The organism is Oceanobacillus saliphilus, from assembly GCF_023522835.1.
GTDB classification, from domain to species: domain Bacteria; phylum Bacillota; class Bacilli; order Bacillales; family Amphibacillaceae; genus Oceanobacillus; species Oceanobacillus saliphilus.
Map to the genome: position 1 here is coordinate 249,072 of NZ_JALCZU010000004.1, position 21,072 is coordinate 270,143.

Annotated in this window: 19 protein-coding genes; 5 read left to right on the plus strand and 14 right to left on the minus strand. The window is 36.7% G+C overall.

The features are described from left to right. Positions 1 to 169: 169 nt before the first annotated feature. Complete coding sequence (locus MN204_RS09305; RefSeq protein WP_249870807.1) at positions 170 to 787, plus strand: TetR/AcrR family transcriptional regulator; 618 nt, start codon at positions 170 to 172, stop codon at positions 785 to 787. Positions 788 to 857: 70 nt separating this feature from the next. Here the strand turns inward: MN204_RS09305 and MN204_RS09310 are convergent, their stop codons facing one another. The 7 genes from MN204_RS09310 to MN204_RS09340 form a co-directional block, all read right to left on the minus strand. Continuing rightward, complete coding sequence (locus tag MN204_RS09310) at positions 858 to 1,199, minus strand: hypothetical protein (protein WP_249870808.1); 342 nt, start codon at positions 1,197 to 1,199, stop codon at positions 858 to 860. A 1-nt stretch (position 1,200) separates the two neighbouring features. Further along, the gene (locus MN204_RS09315) at positions 1,201 to 3,051 is read right to left on the minus strand and encodes a DUF6792 domain-containing protein (RefSeq protein WP_249870809.1); all 1,851 of its coding nucleotides are present in this window, start codon (positions 3,049 to 3,051) and stop codon (positions 1,201 to 1,203) included. Positions 3,052 to 3,058: 7 nt separating this feature from the next. Next, positions 3,059 to 3,721: a YvcA-related protein gene (locus MN204_RS09320; protein ID WP_249870810.1), complete on the minus strand. Its 663-nt coding sequence runs from the start codon at positions 3,719 to 3,721 to the stop codon at positions 3,059 to 3,061. A gap of 376 nt (positions 3,722 to 4,097) precedes the next feature. After that, positions 4,098 to 4,706: a YvcA-related protein gene (locus MN204_RS09325; RefSeq protein WP_249870811.1), complete on the minus strand. Its 609-nt coding sequence runs from the start codon at positions 4,704 to 4,706 to the stop codon at positions 4,098 to 4,100. A gap of 409 nt (positions 4,707 to 5,115) precedes the next feature. Further along, on the minus strand, positions 5,116 to 5,709 hold the full coding sequence (locus MN204_RS09330; RefSeq protein ID WP_249870812.1) for a YvcA-related protein: 594 nt from the start codon (positions 5,707 to 5,709) through the stop codon (positions 5,116 to 5,118). Positions 5,710 to 6,130: 421 nt separating this feature from the next. Next, on the minus strand, positions 6,131 to 7,318 hold the full coding sequence (locus MN204_RS09335) for an amidohydrolase (protein ID WP_249870813.1): 1,188 nt from the start codon (positions 7,316 to 7,318) through the stop codon (positions 6,131 to 6,133). A 192-nt stretch (positions 7,319 to 7,510) separates the two neighbouring features. Continuing rightward, positions 7,511 to 8,155: a GntR family transcriptional regulator gene (locus MN204_RS09340; RefSeq protein WP_249870814.1), complete on the minus strand. Its 645-nt coding sequence runs from the start codon at positions 8,153 to 8,155 to the stop codon at positions 7,511 to 7,513. Positions 8,156 to 8,342: 187 nt separating this feature from the next. Between MN204_RS09340 and MN204_RS09345 the strand changes: the two genes are divergently transcribed. Continuing rightward, positions 8,343 to 9,089 (plus strand): SDR family NAD(P)-dependent oxidoreductase, encoded by a 747-nt coding sequence (locus tag MN204_RS09345; protein WP_249870815.1) that lies wholly within the window; start codon positions 8,343 to 8,345, stop codon positions 9,087 to 9,089. Positions 9,090 to 9,348: 259 nt separating this feature from the next. On the opposite strand, the gene MN204_RS09350 is transcribed toward MN204_RS09345, so the two are convergent. Continuing rightward, on the minus strand, positions 9,349 to 9,846 hold the full coding sequence (locus MN204_RS09350; RefSeq protein ID WP_249870816.1) for an LURP-one-related/scramblase family protein: 498 nt from the start codon (positions 9,844 to 9,846) through the stop codon (positions 9,349 to 9,351). 303 nt (positions 9,847 to 10,149) lie between these two features. Here MN204_RS09350 and MN204_RS09355 point away from each other — a divergent pair, with 303 nt between their 5' ends. Then, positions 10,150 to 10,827, plus strand: a complete 678-nt coding sequence (locus tag MN204_RS09355; RefSeq protein ID WP_249870817.1) for a DNA alkylation repair protein — start codon at positions 10,150 to 10,152, stop codon at positions 10,825 to 10,827. 367 nt (positions 10,828 to 11,194) lie between these two features. On the opposite strand, the gene MN204_RS09360 is transcribed toward MN204_RS09355, so the two are convergent. From MN204_RS09360 to MN204_RS09380, 5 genes are all read right to left on the minus strand, one after another. Continuing rightward, positions 11,195 to 14,584 (minus strand): phosphodiester glycosidase family protein, encoded by a 3,390-nt coding sequence (locus MN204_RS09360; RefSeq protein WP_249870818.1) that lies wholly within the window; start codon positions 14,582 to 14,584, stop codon positions 11,195 to 11,197. 715 nt (positions 14,585 to 15,299) lie between these two features. Next, entirely contained in the window at positions 15,300 to 16,463 is a 1,164-nt protein-coding gene (locus MN204_RS09365) for an acyltransferase family protein (RefSeq protein WP_249870819.1), read from the minus strand. A gap of 272 nt (positions 16,464 to 16,735) precedes the next feature. After that, on the minus strand, positions 16,736 to 17,041 hold the full coding sequence (locus tag MN204_RS09370; RefSeq protein WP_249870820.1) for a monooxygenase: 306 nt from the start codon (positions 17,039 to 17,041) through the stop codon (positions 16,736 to 16,738). 12 nt (positions 17,042 to 17,053) lie between these two features. Beyond that, entirely contained in the window at positions 17,054 to 17,965 is a 912-nt protein-coding gene (locus tag MN204_RS09375; RefSeq protein WP_249870862.1) for a DsbA family protein, read from the minus strand. Positions 17,966 to 18,063: 98 nt separating this feature from the next. Then, the gene (locus tag MN204_RS09380) at positions 18,064 to 18,621 is read right to left on the minus strand and encodes an NADPH-dependent FMN reductase (protein WP_249870821.1); all 558 of its coding nucleotides are present in this window, start codon (positions 18,619 to 18,621) and stop codon (positions 18,064 to 18,066) included. 156 nt (positions 18,622 to 18,777) lie between these two features. On the opposite strand from MN204_RS09380, the gene MN204_RS09385 reads away from it, so the two are divergent. Next, on the plus strand, positions 18,778 to 19,347 hold the full coding sequence (locus MN204_RS09385; RefSeq protein WP_249870822.1) for a TetR/AcrR family transcriptional regulator: 570 nt from the start codon (positions 18,778 to 18,780) through the stop codon (positions 19,345 to 19,347). Between the two features lie 168 nt (positions 19,348 to 19,515). Here the strand turns inward: MN204_RS09385 and MN204_RS09390 are convergent, their stop codons facing one another. Beyond that, positions 19,516 to 20,253 carry an SDR family NAD(P)-dependent oxidoreductase gene (locus MN204_RS09390; protein ID WP_249870823.1) on the minus strand — a complete coding sequence of 246 codons (738 nt, stop codon included), beginning with the start codon at positions 20,251 to 20,253 and terminating at the stop codon, positions 19,516 to 19,518. A gap of 187 nt (positions 20,254 to 20,440) precedes the next feature. On the opposite strand from MN204_RS09390, the gene MN204_RS09395 reads away from it, so the two are divergent. Further along, the gene (locus MN204_RS09395) at positions 20,441 to 21,043 is read left to right on the plus strand and encodes a TetR/AcrR family transcriptional regulator (protein ID WP_249870824.1); all 603 of its coding nucleotides are present in this window, start codon (positions 20,441 to 20,443) and stop codon (positions 21,041 to 21,043) included. Positions 21,044 to 21,072: the final 29 nt, after the last annotated feature.

A 21,072-nucleotide genomic window follows, 5' to 3' on the forward strand; every position in this document is an offset into this window, starting at 1 on the left:
CCCTTCCGCATTTTAAAGAAGTTAAATTTTTTAAGAGCGCTTTCATTCATATGATAGAGTTTCTCGACTTAACACTCAATAAGCAGGTATAATGAATATGTTGAATGCTCAACAAAGTGATTAGGTTTGTTTATTATAAGGCTTGATAATCGGGACAAGAGGATGATTTATGTTGAATAATCCAAATCGACAAATGAGAAAGAAACAATCAACAAAGAAGTTACTAAAAAATGCTTTTATAGATCTCATTTTAGAATATAATGATGTGCATTCTATCACAATTAGCGAGATTACTGATCGAGCTGATTTTAATAGAGGGACTTTCTATATCCATTACCAAGATAAAATCGATCTTTTGGAAGAGGTATACCAAGATGCTATCGAAGGCATACATCAGTCTATTAAAAAACCATATAGAAATAAGGGTAAGGTATTTTTAAATGGGGTTATTCCTTCTAATAAGCTCGTATTTGAGCATATCGAAAAGCATAAAAAGTTGTTTAAAGCTCTAGATATTATAGAGGACAATCCAGATATATATAAACGGCTCGAGCTATTTTTATGGAATTTATTTAGTAAAGAAATTTATATTGAACGAGAAACTGACGCTCAGGAAACAAAGTATGATATCTTTCTTAGCTTTCAAGTCCACGCTACAGTTGGTGTCATAAAGTATTGGATTAAAAAGGATTTTATTTTCTCTACAAGTGTTATGAGCGAACAATTAACATCTTTTTATTCGGATAAAGTAATTGCGATGAATTTCAAGAATCAAAACCTTGATTGATAGGGTCAGTCCGGTCAGTCCCCCACATTGCTATCGCTTTAGTGTGGTGGGGACTGACCCTTTATTCCTGTTACTCAAATAGCAAAGTATTTTCATAAGTTATTGTTATTTGCTGTTCTTTCATTCCATCTACTTGGTCATTGAATCTATTAACTACTTGACCAATTCTAAAATTAACATCCATCAGTAGGTTCGTATTCCAAACCTCTAATTGTTTCGTTTTTAAAATCATCTCATCCACTATTTCTCCCTTTTCCCCTTCATCAACGAAAATATTATTTACGAGCGAGAAAAAGTCTTTGTCACACTTTCCAATATGATCTGCGTATTTTCGTAACAAATCTTTTTTATAAGAAAAATCTTCATATGGAAGCAGTTTTTCCATAACCGTTATTGTATGTGTCTCCCCCACCTTATAAACCCCTTATTAAATCAAACTGTTTACCTATACGCTCATCCTCTTCAAACAAGGATTCAATTGCATTGCGATAATTTTCTATTTGTAATCGTGCTTTTTCTACCGTCTCTCTTAATCTATGCAATTCTTGATCGAGATCTGCTTGCTCGAGTGGATAAAGCACCTCGTGTACCCGAATACTTGTAATTCTTTTCGTGAAAGTTGGATACAGTCCATGCTTGGCAAGTAGATTATGATACAAGCGTGGGTTTCCTTCCATATCATTTATTTTCTGGATGACTTTTCTTCTTTCATCCTTATAAGCATCCATGATTTCCATTTCAATTGCCTTGCTAAATTTCTCTATTTCGAATTCCTTTTCTTGTAGTACTCCTGTGCCTTTTTGGTACATTCGAAGGGCAGCAGACATATTGACTTTAATTTCTTTTTTGCCTTTACTTGCCGTCAGCACCATATCTGTCCCTATGTATGATTTATTCCCTGCAGATATGGATTCTAATATTTCCTGGATACTGTGACTTTCCGCTATCCTGTGGAGGATTTCGAGAAACTCTTCTTGGTTTAATGTTTCTAGACTTTCTTGAATGGCATCCATATGTCTTATAATTTTCAGTATAGATCCAACATCTCCACCTAATTGGGCATAAAAGTCACCCATATCTCGAATTCCTACATTGCTTTCTATCGTTTTTTGTATCCCCAGCAGTTCATTCTCAATCTTGGTTATTTCCGTGACAAGCAATTGTTTTTGCTTACCTGTAATATATCCTGCTTCCTGAAAACGCCCGAAAATAACATCTGCATTGCTTGTAATCGTTTGGATATTGGACACTAATGCTGGGATGTTATCATTTAAATTCCTAATCATCGTATCCCACTCAGACTGTTTCGTGAAGTATGATTTAGCCATGCTCCATCTACCATCAATTTCACTGAAAAGGTTCATGTCCGCGCCTAAAATATCGTAAATCGCGGCATTTACCCCACCTTCCTTGGAGGCTAGCGTGTATTGAATGGCTAACCCTTGGAAATCCTGAACAACATAGTCCGGAATATCGTCCATAATTTCACGAAGACCGGGATAATCTGGATTTGTATCTATATATTCCACCTCACCGAGTGTAAAAAATCCACGCGCTCCACTAACGGCATAGAGTGGATCGTCAAGTGAAATGATTTGATGTATGTTGTCTGCTTTGTCTGCGTAGTAGTCTGTTGCGAATGCTTGGAGTTGTGTGGGGTCTAGGTTGTAGATGGCATTCTGATCATAGGTAGGTATGGTAAACCTTTTATTTAGTTCCTCTGCAAAATCTGTATCCGCATAATAAAGTTGATAATAATTTGTTTGAGCACCGTTAACACTATAAACCTTATCAAAAGTGTCATGAAGTAGATGTGCTGTTGTATTATTGTTATGGGCTAAAGAGTGAGAAAGACCAATAACACTTAATTCACTTTTTGTTTTTATGCGATTTTTCACTTCTACTGTAAATAAGTTAGTAGCTCTGGCTTGAGCGTAGTCTAAACCAGCAAACATGGCCTTAATATTATATTCCCAATCCTTCATATCCTGAGTTCCTTGAGAAATAACATAGAGTTCATTAATACCTTCTTTTTCAGAATAAAAGTGAACTGCTGTCCCATCATATCCAGAATCTTTTATATCCGGGATTTTACTAAAAGTAGAGGATTGGAATATTACTATATTCGCATTCATTTGCGTTCCATATTCCTCTATATAAATTTGTTTTATACTTCTTTTAAAATCTTCTTCATTGAGACCCTTATATTCCAAATCAACCAAACGTAATCTCATTTCATTGGTAGATATAAGATTTTCATTCATAAATTACTCATTCTCTTTCACTTGATTTTGTAATGAATTGTATTGATACAATCTGTTCTCTCATCACATCTATACTTTCAGCTTTTATGGTCTCACACTTCTCCTTGCTAGCAACACATTCCGACTGATATATAATTTCTATTCCGCCATTCTCTGTTTCATTTTGCAAAAAGCCTGCATACCCATAGTACATTTCAGTTTCAAAATAGGAGAGATATAAGGTGCTATTTTCCGAAGTAAATTTATCATATTCAAGTTCCTGATTTACTCGATCATTAATCATGTCTAATTTCAAATCTTCCCGTCCTTTTCCATCTGTTGAATAATAGTTTAATCGAATTGCACTGTGAATCTCACCAGCATCTACTCCAATAAATATACCTTCATAATCTTTGTCTTTTAATGCATAGCCTTGCTCACCTACTGCTCCATCCTTAGGAAAATCCATTTCATACTTCCCCGTTCCGGATAAAAAAGGATAATAACCAGGTCTTGTTTCTTCCGTCGACTGTAAGAATTGACGCGTAAATTCATCCTCGAATGCTCTTACGCCTGGCAATTCATCCGGGTTCATTTCTGATGGCTTCTTCGTTTGATCTTCATTGTCCACTTGGCAGCCTCCTAGTAGAATAATTAGTAGGAATAAAATCAATTGTTTCCAATATTTCACAATCCAGCCTCCAATACATCCAATTAGCAATTAATAAAAAATTTAGTATCTTTAATAAGTATAATGTGGAAAACAAAAAATCGGAAGAACGAATTGGGCTTTTAACAAAAAGGAGTCTTAAGACATGGTTCTTAAGATTTATACGGAAGAAATATAAGTTTTTTTGAGGTGTTTACAATATTATTGCATAGACTTTCTTTGTAAAATATTTTTTTTGTTCTAATGAATATATAGACAAGTGAAGTATCCGTATTCTTCGATGTACATTTTCTTTTCTTTACTTTTAAATTCTTGTTCCGTGAGACTCTTACATCCCAAATCAACCAGACGCAATCTTATTTCATTAGTAGATATTAGATTTTCACTCATAAAAGGCTCATTCGCTTTCATCTGATTGTAAAGTAAATTGAATCGACTCAATCTGTTGTTTCATCATATCTTTACTTTCAGCTTTTATTCCTTCACATTCTTCTTTACCAGCAAAACACTCCGTTTCATATATAATTTCTATTCCACCATTCTCTACTTCATTTTGTAAAAAGCCTGCATAACCATAATATGTTTCATCATCTTCAAAATAAGAAAGATATAAGATGCTATTTCCGAAAGTGAATTTATCAAATTCAAGTTCCCCATTAAATTGATGATTAATCATATCTAAGATAGTATCTTCTCGCCCCGTTTCATCTAATGAATCATAATTAAGTTTGATATAAGATCCTGTTCCATTATAATTATCAACTCCAATTGATATTCCTTCATAATCTTCCTCTTTTAGGGCATAACTATTTTCTCCAACAACTCCTCCAGCTGGGAAATCCATTTCATACTTTCCCGTCCCTGACAAAAAAAGATAATAACCAGGTCTTGTTTCTTCCGTCGACTGTAAAAACCCACGCGTAAATTCATCCTCGAATGCTCTTACGCCTGGCAATTCCTCCGGGCTCATTTCTGACGGCTTCTTCGATATTTCTTCATTGTCCACTTGGCAGCCTCCTAGTAGAATAATTAGTATGAATAAAATCAAATGTTTCCAATATTTCACAATCCAGCCTCCAATACATCCAATTAGCAATTGATAAAAAATTTAGTACCTTTAATAAGTAAAATGTGGAATACAATAAATCGAAAGAACGAATTGGGCTTTAAATAAAATAGGTTCTAAAGGCATGGTTGTTAAGAATTGCATTGTAGATATATAGGTGATTTGAGAGGGGTTTGTAAAATTAAACCCATAAGATTATCTTTGTAAAATCAATTTATGTAGTACATGGGCCTATCGTTATATAATCATGAAAAATAAATGATTTCTCCTTTTGATAAGTTTTTATACTCTAAATCAATAAGCCTAGGACGAAATTCCTCACTTACAACAATTTTTTCTGACATTTTTCTCATTCGCTTTCGTTAATGAATTCAATTGTTTTTAGCCAATTCATAATCGTTGACTCTTCCTCTTCTATAATCTCAGAGCAATTTTCTTCTTCTGTGGTACAGCCAGATAGATAAAATATATGGATTCCACCTATATCCACGGTGTTCTGTATAAACGCTACATATCCAAAGTCGCCGTTTTCTAATTTAAATGGAGCGAAATATAATTCCCTGTCTGCTAATTCTGCTTTTTCAAATTCCAAATCTTTATCCATACTTGTACTCAACATATCTAGAACTACATTTTCGTACCCTTGTTTATCAGGCATGTATTTCATGTCAATAGAAGACTCAATTAGTGATTTATCAACGCCTATTATAAAGCTTTCGAACCTTTCACCTTCTTTTGAATAACCCTTATCGCCAACAACTCCTCCAGCTGGAAAATCCATCTCATACTTCCCAGTCCCTGATAAAAAAGGATAATAACCAGGTCTTGTTTCTTCCGTCGATTGCAGGAATCCGCGCGTAAATTCATCCTCGAATGCTCTTACTCCTGGCAATTCGTCCGGGCTCATTTCTGATGGCTTCTTCGTTTGATCTACATTGTCCACTTGGCAGCCTCCTAGTAGAATAATTAGTAGGAATAAGATCAAATGTTTCCAACATTTCACAATCTAGCCTCCAATACATCTAATTAGCAATTGATAAAAAATTTAGTATCTTTAATAAGTATAATGTGGAATACAATAAATCGGAAGAACGAATTGGGCTTTTAATAAAAAGGGGTCTAAAGGTATGGTTCTTAAGAATCGCATTGTCGATATATAGGTGTTTTGAGAGGGAAAAACGCATAAGACTATCTTTGTATTATATGGGCCAATCCCCCACTTCACTATCGCTTTAACATGGTGGACTACTGACCCTTTATTCCAAAAATATAAGCCTGAGAAAAAGAAAAATGCCCAGCCACTCCCCGAATAATGTTAATGAATCCAACAAAATCCGGGTGATGACAGGCACTAATTTCAGGTCCTACTCCAACCCATAATAGCTGCAGACGACTTGTCCAACCGATTTGGCTGCAACAAGAAGACAATCTTCATCAATATCAAATTTCGGATGATGATTGAAATAGGCATCCTCAACCCCTTTTGGTTTACAGCCAATGAAAAAGAAAGAACCAGGGATTTTTTCAAGATAGTAAGCAAAATCTTCCGACCCAGAGAGCATCGGATATTCGCCAACCTCTTTAATATCCGGGTCATTCATGTTTTCCAGACTTGTGACAACATTTGTTGTTACTTCCGGATCATTATATAGCGGTGGATAATCAGCCGTATATTCAAGCGTGCATTCTACTCCGAATTCCGCCTCAATTCCTTTTACAATTCGATATATTTCTTTTTCGATGATTTGCTGTGTTTTCACCGTCATATAGCGAACGTCCCCTTCAAGCGCTACACTATCTTTAATCACATTGAACGTTCCTTTCCCATCGAATGAGCCGATTGTAACCACACCCATCTCAAACGGATTAATCCGGCGACTGATCACGGTTTGTACCGCTGTTACAAAATGGGAAGCAGCAACAATTGCATCATTGGACAAATGCGGAGAAGAACCATGTCCTCCTGTACCCTGGACGATTAATTTAAAAAATGACCTACCCGCCAACGAATAACCGCTTCGGTAGCCGACAAAACCTGCTGGATGAGTGGGGAAAATATGAATCCCATATATATTGTCTACATCCTCCAGCACATCAGATTCAACAATACTTTTCGCTCCTCCAGGAGGTGCTTCCTCTGCATGCTGATGAATAATTTTAATCGTTCCTGGAATCGAGTCCTTTAATTGGATCAGACAATCGGCCAGAACAAGTAAATAGGCAGTATGGGCATCGTGACCACAAGCATGCATGACACCTTCATTTTTCGATTTAAATGGGACATCTATTTCTTCCAAAATTGGCAGTGCATCGAAATCAGCACGAAGAGCAATCGTTTTTCCGGGCTTTCCACCTTTTATCGTTACGATTATCCCGTGTCCGTTCCCTACATTCCGAAGTATTTCAACATCTTTTCCTTGGTAAAAATCAGCAATGTATTGAGCGGTTTTTTCCTCTTTAAATGAAAGCTCCGGGTTCTCATGTAAATACCGGCGAATTTCAACCATTTCATCTTTGCGGGCTTCTAACATTTCCATTAATTGCTTCTTCATTAAAAATCCCTCACATAAATTTATATTCTAAGCGCCATGTTCGTGACACTTAGTGATATCCTCGATTATGCCCAAATTAGAGAAGATTAAGCTAATAGGTCCACGGGGACAGGTTTATCGTACCGTAGTTTAAACTAAAAACAAATGGGTCAAGGGACGCGCAGTTCTAATGAATAAAACTGAAAATAATTTCTAATTCTCGTTATTCGGCAAAAAAGATGAAAATGTTGTCTCAGTTATTTCTTCAATTGCTAGTGAAAAATTCAATTCTTCGATCGCTTTAATGAATTTACTTAGTAATTTATGATAATTATTGATTATTTCAGGAGTCCATTTTGTTTGTGCAGCTACCTTGGTTATCATCGCAATTTGAGAATAAAAACGAACAGCTGCAGTGTTTTTAGAGACTTCAAAAAATAATTTCAGAAAGTCCTCTGTACTTGCAATATAGTCAATAATATTCATTTCTTTATGATGTTCCCTCAATATATTTACACGTTTTTCGAATTCATCATGCACATCAGCATTCCACTGATTTTCACAATCCTTTACGGCTTTTCTTAAGAGAATTACTAAGATTTCTATATAGTCATTCAGCTCATCATCACTAATGGTTCTAACAGTAACCCCTCGTCTGGGCAGTCGTTCCAGTATATTATCTTTCTGTAAAATATAAAAAGCCTCCCTGACAGGTGCATGGCTTACTTGAAGTTCTTTAGCGATCTCTGATTCTATTAGACGCTGACCTTGTACCAACTCTCCTGAAAAAATCCGATAGAGCAGCAATTCTGCAACTTGAATAGGTAATGGTTTATCAATTACATGCTCTTTAGTCATTTATTTTTCTCCTCAACGAATATATTTCTATAAAATCGATTTTTTATATATTCTAACACAATTCTAGACAAGCAGATTATTTTACATAATTATCGATAATACAGTATAATTGTGAATAAAATGTGAAATATCTGTTATTTTTATATAAAAATACATTTCAATTATAGGAGATAAAGGAGAATAAATTATGGGTAGATTAGATGGTAAAGTTGCTATTATTACAGGTGCAGCAGGTGGAATGGGAGCATCACATGCAGAATTGTTCATTAAAGAGGGAGCAAAAGTAATTGTTGCTGATTTTAATGCTGAAGCTGGAGAAAAATTTGCAGATCAATTAGGTGAAAATGCTGCATTTGTAAAGATTGATGTATCAAGCGAAGAAGATTGGAAGAATTTAATTGCTAAAACAGAAGAAGTATTTGGTCCTATTAACATTTTAGTTAACAATGCAGGTATAACTAACTACGATTCTGTTCAGGATATTGATTACAAAACATACGAAAGAATCATGAAAATTAATTCAGATAGTGTTCTTTTAGGTATGAAGTATGTATTCCCTTCCATGAAGAAAGGTGAGTCCGGTTCAATTGTTAATGTTTCCTCACTTGCAGGACAATTTAGTCTTGAGAATTTAGCAGCATACACTTCGTCAAAATTTGCTGTTAGAGGACTTACAAAGAGTGCAGTATTAGACTTTGGTAAACATAATATTAGAGCAAATGCTATTTTCCCTGGTGTTATTAGAACAGCAATTACAGAGCAAGAGGATACAAAAGCAGTCATTGCTGAAATGACTGAAAAAATTCCTTTAAAACGTATAGCAGAGCCAAAAGAAATATCAAATCTAGTCTTATTCCTTGCTTCAGATGAATCATCTTATATCACTGGTGCCGAAGTCGTAATTGATGGTGGATTAACTGTTTCTTACGGTTAAGAATAACTAATCATTTTATTAATTGCTGTAATCATTGATATGCGAAAAAGTAAAAGTGGAAAATTATAATTAAAATTTAATAACTAATCGAACTCTCCTAAATTATAGGAGAGTTTTTTATTTAAACATATATTTAATAAAGAAAAAAAGACCCGGGTTTTAAACATGGGAACCATCGAGAATAGATCCACGGGGACAGGTTTATCATACCGTAGTTTGAACTTAAAACGAATGGACAAGGTGCCTGCCCCATGCCACTTTAAGGCGTCACCACGGAGGAAGCGGCTGCTTGATCTGCCTTCACACAATCAATCGCGACGACGAGCGCAATAACGAGCGTCTCCATCTCTTCGTTCAGCACTTGAACCTTATAGCTATCACCCCAAGTGAACCATTCCTTGCTCACCTTGCCGACGACTTCCCCATGCTGGTACACCTCAAAGTTCATATCCCACCAGTTGCCATGTACTTCAATACCCGCCGAATCTATCGTATAACGTGCTTTAAAGAACGAAAACTCCTTCTTAATCGTTAACACCTCTTGACCATCTACCTGAACCGAAAACTTTGGATGAAAGCTGAACACCTTTTTTGTAATACGTGCAACTTCATCACTTGCATGATTTCTAATGAAAAAAGTCTTTGGAACCTGCATAAAAGTCCCCTCAACAAAATAAACATCCTTCTCCTGCTGATCTTTTACGGTAAACTTATCACTTAAACTGAATACCTTCTGCTTTATATAAAGTTGTTTCATACGATACCTCCTTCAATCATGTATATGGATCATTTGCAACTTCAATCGAATGGCTGTTGTTTTCTTTGCTAATTTTTATACGTTTATCCACCGCTAAAAGTTTCTATATGCCAGAAAATAATTTCTCTTATGTGGAGGTATCATTAGTCATTATATCGTTTTGATTTCTTCAATGAAATTAGCAAACTCTAATTTATTTAAGTTCTTGTAGTACAATAAAAGCAGTCAGAAAAATATATTTTATCTGCAATGAGGGTCAGAATAATTTAATATCAAAGTAACTAAATGAAGGTGGCAGCAATGATGACTAATTCAACACATTCATACGTTCAAAAACTTGTTACGATTTATTCAAAACATACGGATGTTGAATTTGCTAGGTGGTCTAAAAACTATTTAAGAAACCAGTTCGACTTTTTAGGTATTCGAACCCCTATTCGTCGAAAACTAACGAAACAATTTATCAAAGAAAGCGGATTACCTCAACAAGAAGAGCTGAAAGATGTCATTCTCATGCTGTGGGAACTCCCAGAACGGGAATATCAAAAAGCAGCCCTTGATATTCTCGAGGCGTCCAAAAAGAAATTAACCAAGGATGATATGTCCTGGTTATCCAGTTTGATTGTGAAAAAGTCGTGGTGGGATACGATAGATGTCCTTTCCCCACATATAATGGGATATATGTTTTCTATTCAGCCTGAACTTATTCCCTCATTTGCGGATAAATGGATTGAGGATGATAATATATGGCTACAGAGGTCGGCCATATTGTATCAGCTAAAATACAAAGATGAAACAGATGAGGAGCTGCTATTCCGCTACATTTTAAGGAGAGCAACTAGTGATGAATTCTTTGTACAAAAGGCAATTGGATGGATATTGCGTGAATATGCCAAAACTCGCCCCGAGAACGTAAAAGCATTTGTTAGAAACCATCACTTAAAACCACTTAGTAAGCGAGAAGCATTGAAATATCTTTGAGGTTATCGGGTTATGGCTCCCGCTTCGCTAACAATTTAACGTAGTGCGCGACTGACCCTTTATCCTCCTTAACCCTGTTAATAACTAATAACTTTCATTTACCATTCGAATTATTCCATCCATTCAGGTTACTTAATTCATTGATATAAATTTGCTTATATTTTTTCAAGAGTTTCCTATGATTTGAGTTTGTCATTGATGGCGGTTTAACTGCGAAGTTTTATGGAATGAAGGGACAGTGAACTATACCCTTTGTCACATAAAAACCAAAAGAAAACAGTTAAAGCCACTACCATAACATCTTAGTGGCTTTAACTGTTTTCTTTTTATATGAGGTCAGTGAACCGTCATAGGGGAATCTCCTCAATTACTCTATCACCAACCCATGTACAGCCTCTACTTTATTCGAGATGACTTTTAATGAAATCTCACCACTTGTAAGTGCGGTAAGTTCTCCTGTTGATGGATTGTATACTGCAGCATATTTGTTAGATTTTTTCGCACGTTCTAATTTATCACCTGAGCCAATAAATACATTGTCACTGCCCTCCCAATTAACAGACGCTGGGTAGCTAAGAGGGAAATTCAGATTTCCAGCTTGATGACCTGTTGCTATAATATCGTCAGTTTCACCAGCTTTAATTGTTTCTGGTGCATTTATCGTTATCGAATCTAATATTGGACGAACCTCTACTTCAATCCAATCGGAATCCCTCACTGTACTTTGCTCTGCTCCATTTTCTGGTCCAAATGCGTGGTCAGGAACAGGCGTTGGATCAATGCCAAACATAGTCCAAGCATAAAATCCACCATTATCAGGTGTTCCGTATGGAGCTTTACCTGATGATCCAACAATCAAATATGGAACTCCTTCTACACGTTCAAGGTGAACCATATGTGCATGACCGCTAATGTATATAGCACCTTTTCCATTGGAAGTTTCTCGGAATTCGGTTAGCCAATTTTCCATTAGCGCTGCCTCCTTCTGATCCGAGAGTTGGCTATTTTTTGTTGGCAGTGGATCGCGCGTTGGGTGATGACCAACAACAACGACATTATTAATCGTCGGATCTGTTGCTGCATCATTTAGGGATTGCTTAAGCTCAATCAGCTGGTCAAAATCACTAATACGATAACTACCAGTTGATGTATCAAGTAGAATAAAACGTGTTCCATTATGATCAAAGCTATAGCGATTCTCTTCAAAAACATCTAAGAAGTTATCTAATGTTCCCGGCCCCTGTATCTCATGATTACCAGGAATATAATAGACTGGGATGTCTCCTACTTCTTCTTCCAATATTTGTTTAGCCAATTCAAAATCCTCTACCCAGGCTGTATCCACAAGATCACCATTAATAACGATAAATTCTGGGTTTTCCGCGACAATCTCACGTAAAGACTCTCGGGCCATTTGTACTTGGCGACTATTTGGAGAACTTGCAACAAACTGGCTATCCGCTAGCATTGCAAATTTCCAGCGATTCTCTCCAATCGAATCGTTTTGAACAATCAATGGATCTGGTTTAGACACTTCCTTTTCTGGCATTTCAACGCTTGGCGGAACTTCAACCACCAAATTATCATAAACTAATTGGCCTGTGTACTGCTTACTTGCACTCGTTTCAATCGCGCCAATTGTCCTTAATTCCAGTGGATATTGCACACCTTCTGGAATATTCATTTCGATATATTCCCAACCTGTCCACGTTGCATACGGACCGTACAAATAATAAAACGTTCCAGCTGCATCGCGTAACGTGAAGGACATCCATTCTCCTTTTCCTTCTCCTTTTACGGACATGCCAATTTTCCTAGGTTCTCCAGGCAGCATTATTGTCGAAACTGGATGAGCATTTGCTGTTCTCGTTCCAGTTGATAATGAAAAATCATAATTGACCTCTAATCCATTTCCTTCCTGCCCTTCTGCCGTTCCTAAACTTCCAGAACCACGAGCAGAAGAAAACCTCCATTCATCTGCTTCTTCAAAGTCTGAAACCAGCACTGTTTCCATGCCTATTGATACAGGAAGCTCAACACGCTTGTCCTTCACGCTGATCGTAATCAGCGCAGATGTCCCATCCTGTTTTGGCTCTACTGAAAAAGTGCCATTGTGATTTTCTTCTAGGGAAATAATCGAATCATCATAGTCTAATTTCAGATCACGTGATTCAATTGGTGCAGCGTAGCCGTCCTTATCATATCCAATAACCGAGAAGATTCCATTTCTCCCCATTTCAAGACCAAGATACGATTGTGAAGTTTCCAATCGATCCAGCTCACCGAGTACCGTAATATCCTTTGTTCCTTTTACTGATTGAATTTGTGCTTGCGCTACTGCTGACCCTGACTTTTTCGCATAAAAAACACCATTTTCATCAAACGAACCAACATCTGCTGGAAGTGCCTGCCATCTTATTCCCTCTACATTGACAGGAAAATAATTTTCATCATGACCAAGACCTATAAAACTTCTGCCTAAGCCTGGAAAAACACGATAGCTATTATCACCCTTAACCACAGTTTCAACGGCAAAGTTTGTCAGCTCTCCACTTCCTGCTTCAGCAAAAACCCCAATTCCATTCGGTACATACCGCTCCGTTCCATCTGATGGATTATTTACAATATTAGCATCCGTTTCCCCTGGCATACGTGCAACCATGGTAGAAGAACCGCCACCATCCAGATTCAATGCCTGGTACGCACCATATTCCTTCATCAATTCTCCCATTTCTTTATACGTCATTCCTCGGCTGTCCACTTGACGGCCGTCAATAAGTCCTAAAATCATCGTTTTCCCGTCCTCTGAGAAACCAACCGCTGTCCTTGGTGCGGTTAAATTGTCATCTACATTAGCAGGGACCTGTCCATTTTCTACTAAAATCGTATTTCCACCGATGGCAAAATTCATGAAAGCATCTCCATCGATTTTCGGTGTGTAGGAAACCTTTACTTCATCACCAACGGAAAGTTCTTTTAATAGTTCCGCACCCGTTTCCCGACCAACAAGTACAAATATATTTTCTTCAATTGCTCCTCGTCCGACTTCATTGGAAACAGCAGCCACTTTCCCGTCTTGGACAGTTACTTCATATATATAACTTCCGGCATTCGCCCGTTGTGCTTCTCCCCAAACCGATGTATAGACACCAATTCCATTCGATGGAATGCTCGACTGGTTTAATGCTGCAAGCGGCCGCTCACCACTCGGCATCTGAACAATGCCTTCCAAAAAAACAGATGTAATGTCCCCAATTCCATGTTCATTTACACCAGCTGTTAATGTATGCGATCCTTGTGGTCCTTTTAATAATGAACCATCTTCAATCATCGTACCCGACGGAGCTTTCGTATTATTAATATCAAAAAAGTCCCCATTTACTCCGCCAACTGCACCAGATTGTTTAGCCATTTCCGATAATGGCTTGGAGTCTGTAATAACACCTGGATATAGCAAATCCGTAGAAACTGCTTCATTTGCTAGGTCAACCGTCATTACTTCTCCATTTAACCACCCACGCGCATCAAACCGTTCAAAGTGAGTCAGTTCGATTCCCGGTCCAATCATTGTTGTCTCTTCACTCGAAACAATCGTCTTACCAGCTGGGCCTACTGTAATAATCGGCTCCGTTTTATCCGATGACGCGGACCTGGCATCAGCTACAGGATTATCCTTTGCATGTACAACTGGCACTGGAATAACAGATGAAATGATGAGCAAAATAGCAAATATACCGCTGATCCATTTTCGGTTCAACTTAAATCCCTCCTTATTAAAAGTAGATTGGAAATTGAAATTACTAATGATAAATAACTAAGTATCCTCCCTTCTCATTATTTCTATCCTTATACTAGCAAAGTAGCATTAATTAAATGTATGAATTTTATGAATTTTTATAGGATATAAGGAGGAGTAATATTTACGTTTCAGGTGAGGCGAAGGGACACGTTTGTTGGCCCATGAATCTTTCTGAATTTGATTGGTGGGGTTGCGCCTTCATGGGGCAAGATTGCACGATGAAGCGTGGTGGGCGTGCTGTCTGTGACCATTTATTTCTTGGGGTCGCTCCTTCCTTTTCTCAACTACTCTCAGAGCATAGTGTAATAGAAAGATAAAAGCAATCTCTAAATCTTATCTTCATTAGCCTAAAAACTTAATAAAACTTTAGATTGATAGGGTCAGTACCCCGCCTCACTAATACTTTAATGCAGTGGGGGTCTGACCCTGTTTATCTAGGCTATATCCTATGATGATAAAGCAAGATCCCTTTCACGTTCTAGAGGGGCACCATCATAAAGTTCTGGGATAGATGAGCATTTTCAAAAAAATGGAATTTTGAGGAGGTTGCTTAAGGTCGCTCAAATTTGTGTGATCATGCTTGACTTATTTGCCATCATACGCTGTCCCCTGCCCTTCCCCTTTTTCGACAAATTATGACAAATATCGGGAAGTGACATACACGGGAATTAGGTCACATTAGTTTTTTGATGTATGGAATCTTTCTCCATACGAAGTGACTTATGAAGAAACTAAGAACTATACCCAAAAATGCAGTACAGAGGAATTTCATTAATACGGATACTTGTATATTTGTAAACATATATTGGAGAAATACGAGTACAGGAACATGAATAAAATAAACGACAAAAACATTAGACGATAGGGTTTTAGATAAACGATTTACACCATTTAATTTTTCTCTAAACAAAACTACTAGCCCAATTACAAGCGAAAAACAGAGTAATGTCTCAATAAATGAACGAGATAGTGAACCAAAATTTGCTCCACCCTTTATGAGAAATGGGTATAATGCGTTCCCTCCAAAGTACAAAATCAACACTAATACAATTCCGATGGCAAGCCAAATAAAACCTATTTTTGTATTCAAAGTTAATAACCAATTCCTACTTGATGCCATGATTCCCAATGCAAAAAAGCTTACATATTGAGGGAGGTGTGCAGGTTCAGTTTGGATAAAACCTAAAACACCAGTCCAATAATCGATTGGATACCAGATTCTAATAATAAAGGTTGCTAATGTAACTCCTAGAATAGATAAATAAACCTGATTCATTTTTATATTTTCACAAGATTGGTTAACGGATTTATGAGGTGAAAAGTAGGTGCAGATTGCTAATACAACTGCATATACGAGTAAATGCTCTAAAAACCACAAATGTCCAAATTGCATATCTGGCCAAGCAGGTCCAGACCAGTCCAATGGCATTTCTCCCATTCCAAAAAATATATTGACATAGTACGGTAAAAATGAGATTGTTTCATAGTTTCTAAAATGAATATAATAGAAATACATTAGAACAGGAATCATCACTAGAAAGCCTAATAACAACGGGACACCAATTCTAATAACTCTTTCTTTTAAAAATCTGATGGGCCCTTTTCTTTCAATAGACTGCGGTAGAAAATAAGCAGATAAAAAGAAAAATAAGCTCATAAAAAATGCTGCATTTACAGTGAAAAACTTACCTAACCAATCGATCCTTTCCTGCTCTTGGAAATACCACCAGCCCCCAGGGCCATATGCCTGACCAGCATGGTGAACAACTACGAGCATGATTAAAACAATTTTTAGATTATCTATAAAAAATAAATGGTTAACCTCTCTTTTCATCATACACACCCTCTCCAGCGGGATTAGTTATTATTATCTATTCTTGACTTATATACCATTATACACTGACTATGTTGAAATTTTGTAAATTTTCAGGGGGTTGACATGGTCGTCCCCCACCTCACTAATACTTTAATGCAGTGAGGGTCTGACCCTTTTCATCTCAGTTGAATAATAAAAAGTACTGGCTTTTTTACGAGATCAGGATGGTACTTTAATTCAAAAAGAAGAAGAGTAGCGACAGAGCTACTCTTCTTCTTTTCCTTGAGATTAATTTATTTAACTGGTCCTTTCGTAATCTCAGTAAGTTTAGTATTGATGGCAAATATTTTTGCGTTTACATCTGTTATTCCAAATCCAGCTAATCTTTTGGAATGCATATCTAAATACTTTTCTGCTGTTTCTTTTGTTTCGAAAATATAAATTCCACCAGCTTCATTTGTTTTAGTATTTTCTGTCCAGATTTTCCAAATGAAGCCATCTTCCTTATTAATGCTTTTCGCTAAATCAGAAAATGCCTCTGCCATTTCATCTCCGAAGGGTCCATTCATTTTGAAATCCACTTGCAGTACGTATGTCATAGTCATTCTCCCTTATTTTGTAGTCATTGTAAAATATAATTCTCCCAGAATTTCCTTCACTTGATAACTATTTGGCGAAAGCTCTCTTTTGACAAAAGCGTTGATATCTGACTGTTCAACATCATACATTACTTCAATTTCTTTTGAAAAAAGGAGCTTTTCTTCTTCAAGTAAAGCTGATAATGCTGGTTGTTTTTTCGGGATAGGTTTTTCACCTAGAATTTGCGTTAATCCATCGACATAATATTCGAAAGGGCGACCGCCAACGATCTTAACCCCTTTATTTTCTTCATTAACCATGATAATAGTTGGGAATCCTCTAGCACCAAGTTGTCTTGTTAGTGCGAAGTCTTCGTTTAATAAATCATGACCGGTTTGCTCATCAGCTTTTTTAACAATTACCTTACCATCCAGTCCCATTTCATTGACGATTTCTACTAATACAGCCGCTTCCCCAATGTTTTTATTGAAAGCAAATAGAACTTCTCTGGCACGACGCAGGTATTCAAATGCTTTTTCCTCACCATGATGTTTTTGAATTATTTTATGGACACGAGATGGTGGAAAAGATGACTGAACTGGATTGTCAATCATAAGTGAACCATCAATCGGCATTCGATAATGTTCGCCTACTTCTCTCCAGTGACCTGCAACATCAGCGGGTCCGTTGATGCCGTTAGCAGGATCGACAGGACCACCATGCCATTTTTCTAATAAACCACCCATGACGGTTTTGAAGTTGAAGTAGTGTCCATACTGCTTCATAAAACGACGAAGTGTTGGTTCTATTGCCCAGCAATGTGAGCAAATTGGATCGGTAACATAATATAAATCAATTTTTTTACTTGGTTGGTTCAAATCGATTACCTCCATTTCATCTTCGCCCGCAACGCCACATACTCCTGTTTCTAAATCACAAATCATATTATTATTGTTTTTCAATTCAATTTCCTCCTTTCTATGGAACAATCGAGGAAAAAGCGAAATCCTAATTCCTCGCCTTAAATCATTTCTTGAAATGATTATCTAATTGTTTTCAATGCAGAAGACCAAGCAACGACCTCATTTAACATGGTTTGAACGGTTTCTTCATGAAACGGTGCTGGCTTGAAAGTTCTCATGTCTTCAAAATCTGTGAATAGACTTAGGGCAGGTTGAGTTCCCACTGTTGCGACTTTCGGTACAGTCAAAATTAATCGCAAATTATTAGCTGCTGTCACCCCTAGCGTAGAACCATAACTTACAATACCAGCTGCTTTATTGTTCCACTCGACATATAAGTAATCAATCGCATCTTTTAAACCGGATGTAACGGCTTTGTTGTATTCAGGAGTTACGAAAACAAACCCATCAAGTTCACTAATTTTTTCAGACCAAACTTTCGCTTCCGCTGCTTGATAATCCTGTGACATAATAGCAGGAATAGGTTCATTAAACTTTGGTAGGTTGTACTCTTTAATATCTACCAACTCAAATTCAGCATCCGTTCGTTGATCAGCGATGGATTTCACCCATTCTGCCACTTGTATATTTACTCTTGAATCCCTCGTACTTCCAGTAATAATACCAATTTTAATCATATCTTTTTCTCCTAAATTTTTTTTAAATAAAACGTCTTATTTGCTTTATAATTAAATATTAAGTCATACTAAATAGGATGAATACCAATAGTTCTGGCAATTTGTTGTTTATACAACAGATTGAAGAATATGTTTAAAAAGTAGGGGGAAGAAAAAGTGACGCAACCAAAGACGGACCCTCGGGTTCTTCGTACGCGTAAATTAATTATGGATTCTTTCATTGAACTTTCAGGAAAAAAGGAATTTAAGGATATTACGATAAAAGATATTACGACAGAAGCCATGATTAATCGGGCAACCTTTTATTATCATTTTGAAGATATCTATGATCTACTAGAAAAGGTCTTATCAGAAGTATTGTTAGTCAATTTGAATTATGATACATACGAGAATGATGAACTAAATGAAGAAGCTTTTGTTCGTATCTTTACAGCGATCACAAATTTTCAAAAGTCATTATCCAATCGTTGCCATCGAGGATATGAAGATACAATTGGAAGAATAATTCGGGAACAGCTCGAAATCATTTTTTACAAAATGATGCTAAAACAAAATAGAATGGAGCATGATGAATCACTAAAAATTACTTCGGTTATATTAAGCTGGGGCATTTACGGGGCTTCTGTAGAATGGAAAAGAAATGGGATGAAGGTACCTATGGAAGAATTTATAAAATCCGCAATCCCCTTTTTAGTGTCTGGGATTGATTTTGGATCTAAAATCTAACAAGTATATATGAATGGAAGCATTAAAAATTCCTTATTCTCTTATTGCTGGAGTATGAATGGCGGAGATGATTAACGAGGGTTGAAAGGGGCTGACCCTTTTTATTCTATAGAAAAAGAACCCATTCTGAACAATTGTCAAAATGGATCCTTATTCTACATCAATTTATTATTGTGCTGTATATCCACCATCAACAATTAAGCTGTTGCCAGTCATGAAAGAAGAATCATCACTAGCCATAAACAATACAGCTTTTGCCATTTCTTCTGGTTTACCTAGACGCTTCATTGGTGTAGCATTTGTTAGAAATTCTCTATCGGTTTCTCCGAGTATTGGTGTTTCAATAAAGCCTGGGCAAAGTGCGTTCACACGGATATTACGCTCTGCATATTCCAAGCCAAGAGAACGAGTTAAGTTAATAACACCAGCTTTTGCTGCGTTATATGCTGCACTTCCAGGCGATCCAACCCAACCATACATAGAAGCCGTATTTACAATAACGCCACTGCCAGCTTTCAAGAATTCTTTAATTGCAGCTTGTGCAACTAAGAATACACCATCTAAGTCCACTTCTACCGTTTTTCTCCATTCGGCATAAGTTAGTTCTTCAGTTGGTTTTACAGCACCAATTCCAGCATTATTGAATAGAACATCCACTTTACCAAACGTTTTTAATGCTGTTGCAAAAATATTATTAACATCTTCTTCACTCGTAACATCCGCTTTCACGAAAACAGATTCAGTTCCTTGGGATTTTAATTCCGCTTCAAAACTAGCACCTTTTTCTTCATTCATATCAACTAAAACCAATTTTGCCCCTTCAGCAGCAAATAAACGAGCTGTTGCAGCACCAATACCGGATACCCCACCAGTAATAACAGCTACTTTATCTTGCAATTTCCCCATTGTTAATTCCCCCTGTTATAATATAAATAGCAAACCCAACCATTGAAAGGGCTTGCATTCCTATTTTAATACTTTTCTCGGCATATTCAATCAGCAATACGAATCTCATTGTCCATTAAATAGACACTTGACCTATTAATGTCTATTAAACAATTAAAATGAATGTGTTTACTAAGGAGGAAATCCAATGCATGCTTATTTAACAACTCCACGTAAAAATCGAACAAAAGAACATCTACAACAAGCACTGATTGCCTTAATCAAAGAAAAGGGATTCCATTCTGTCTCCGTCAAAGATATCGTTTATTATGCTAAATATAACCGAAGTACTTTTTATACGCATTATCAGGATAAATTCGATTTAGCGGAAGATCTAATGCACTCCTATCTTCAGGGGTTAGAGCAATCTGTTGGAAAACCGTATCAATCCAAGCGAAACGTAAGTACAGATCAATTGAATAAAAACTCTTTTAACATTATTTCTTATATTTATGATAATCGCAGCTTTTTTGAGTTGATTAACTATCGTGACACTATTCCAGAGTTGCATAGCAGATTTCCGCAAACGATACTAAAAATCTATCAAGAGAAGTTCGAATTTAAAACACTTCATAATTTACCAGTTGATATGGATTACTTTACACGGTATACAGCGTATGGATTCTATGGACTTATATTCAATTGGATTAATACGGGTTATGAAACTTCTCAAGAGGAATTTATCCATGAAGTCATTAAGTTGTCGCAGACGCATATTGCTTCTGTGAGATATCTTGGGGATATTAGGTGAATTTAGGGATAAGTGACAGGGTCAGTCCC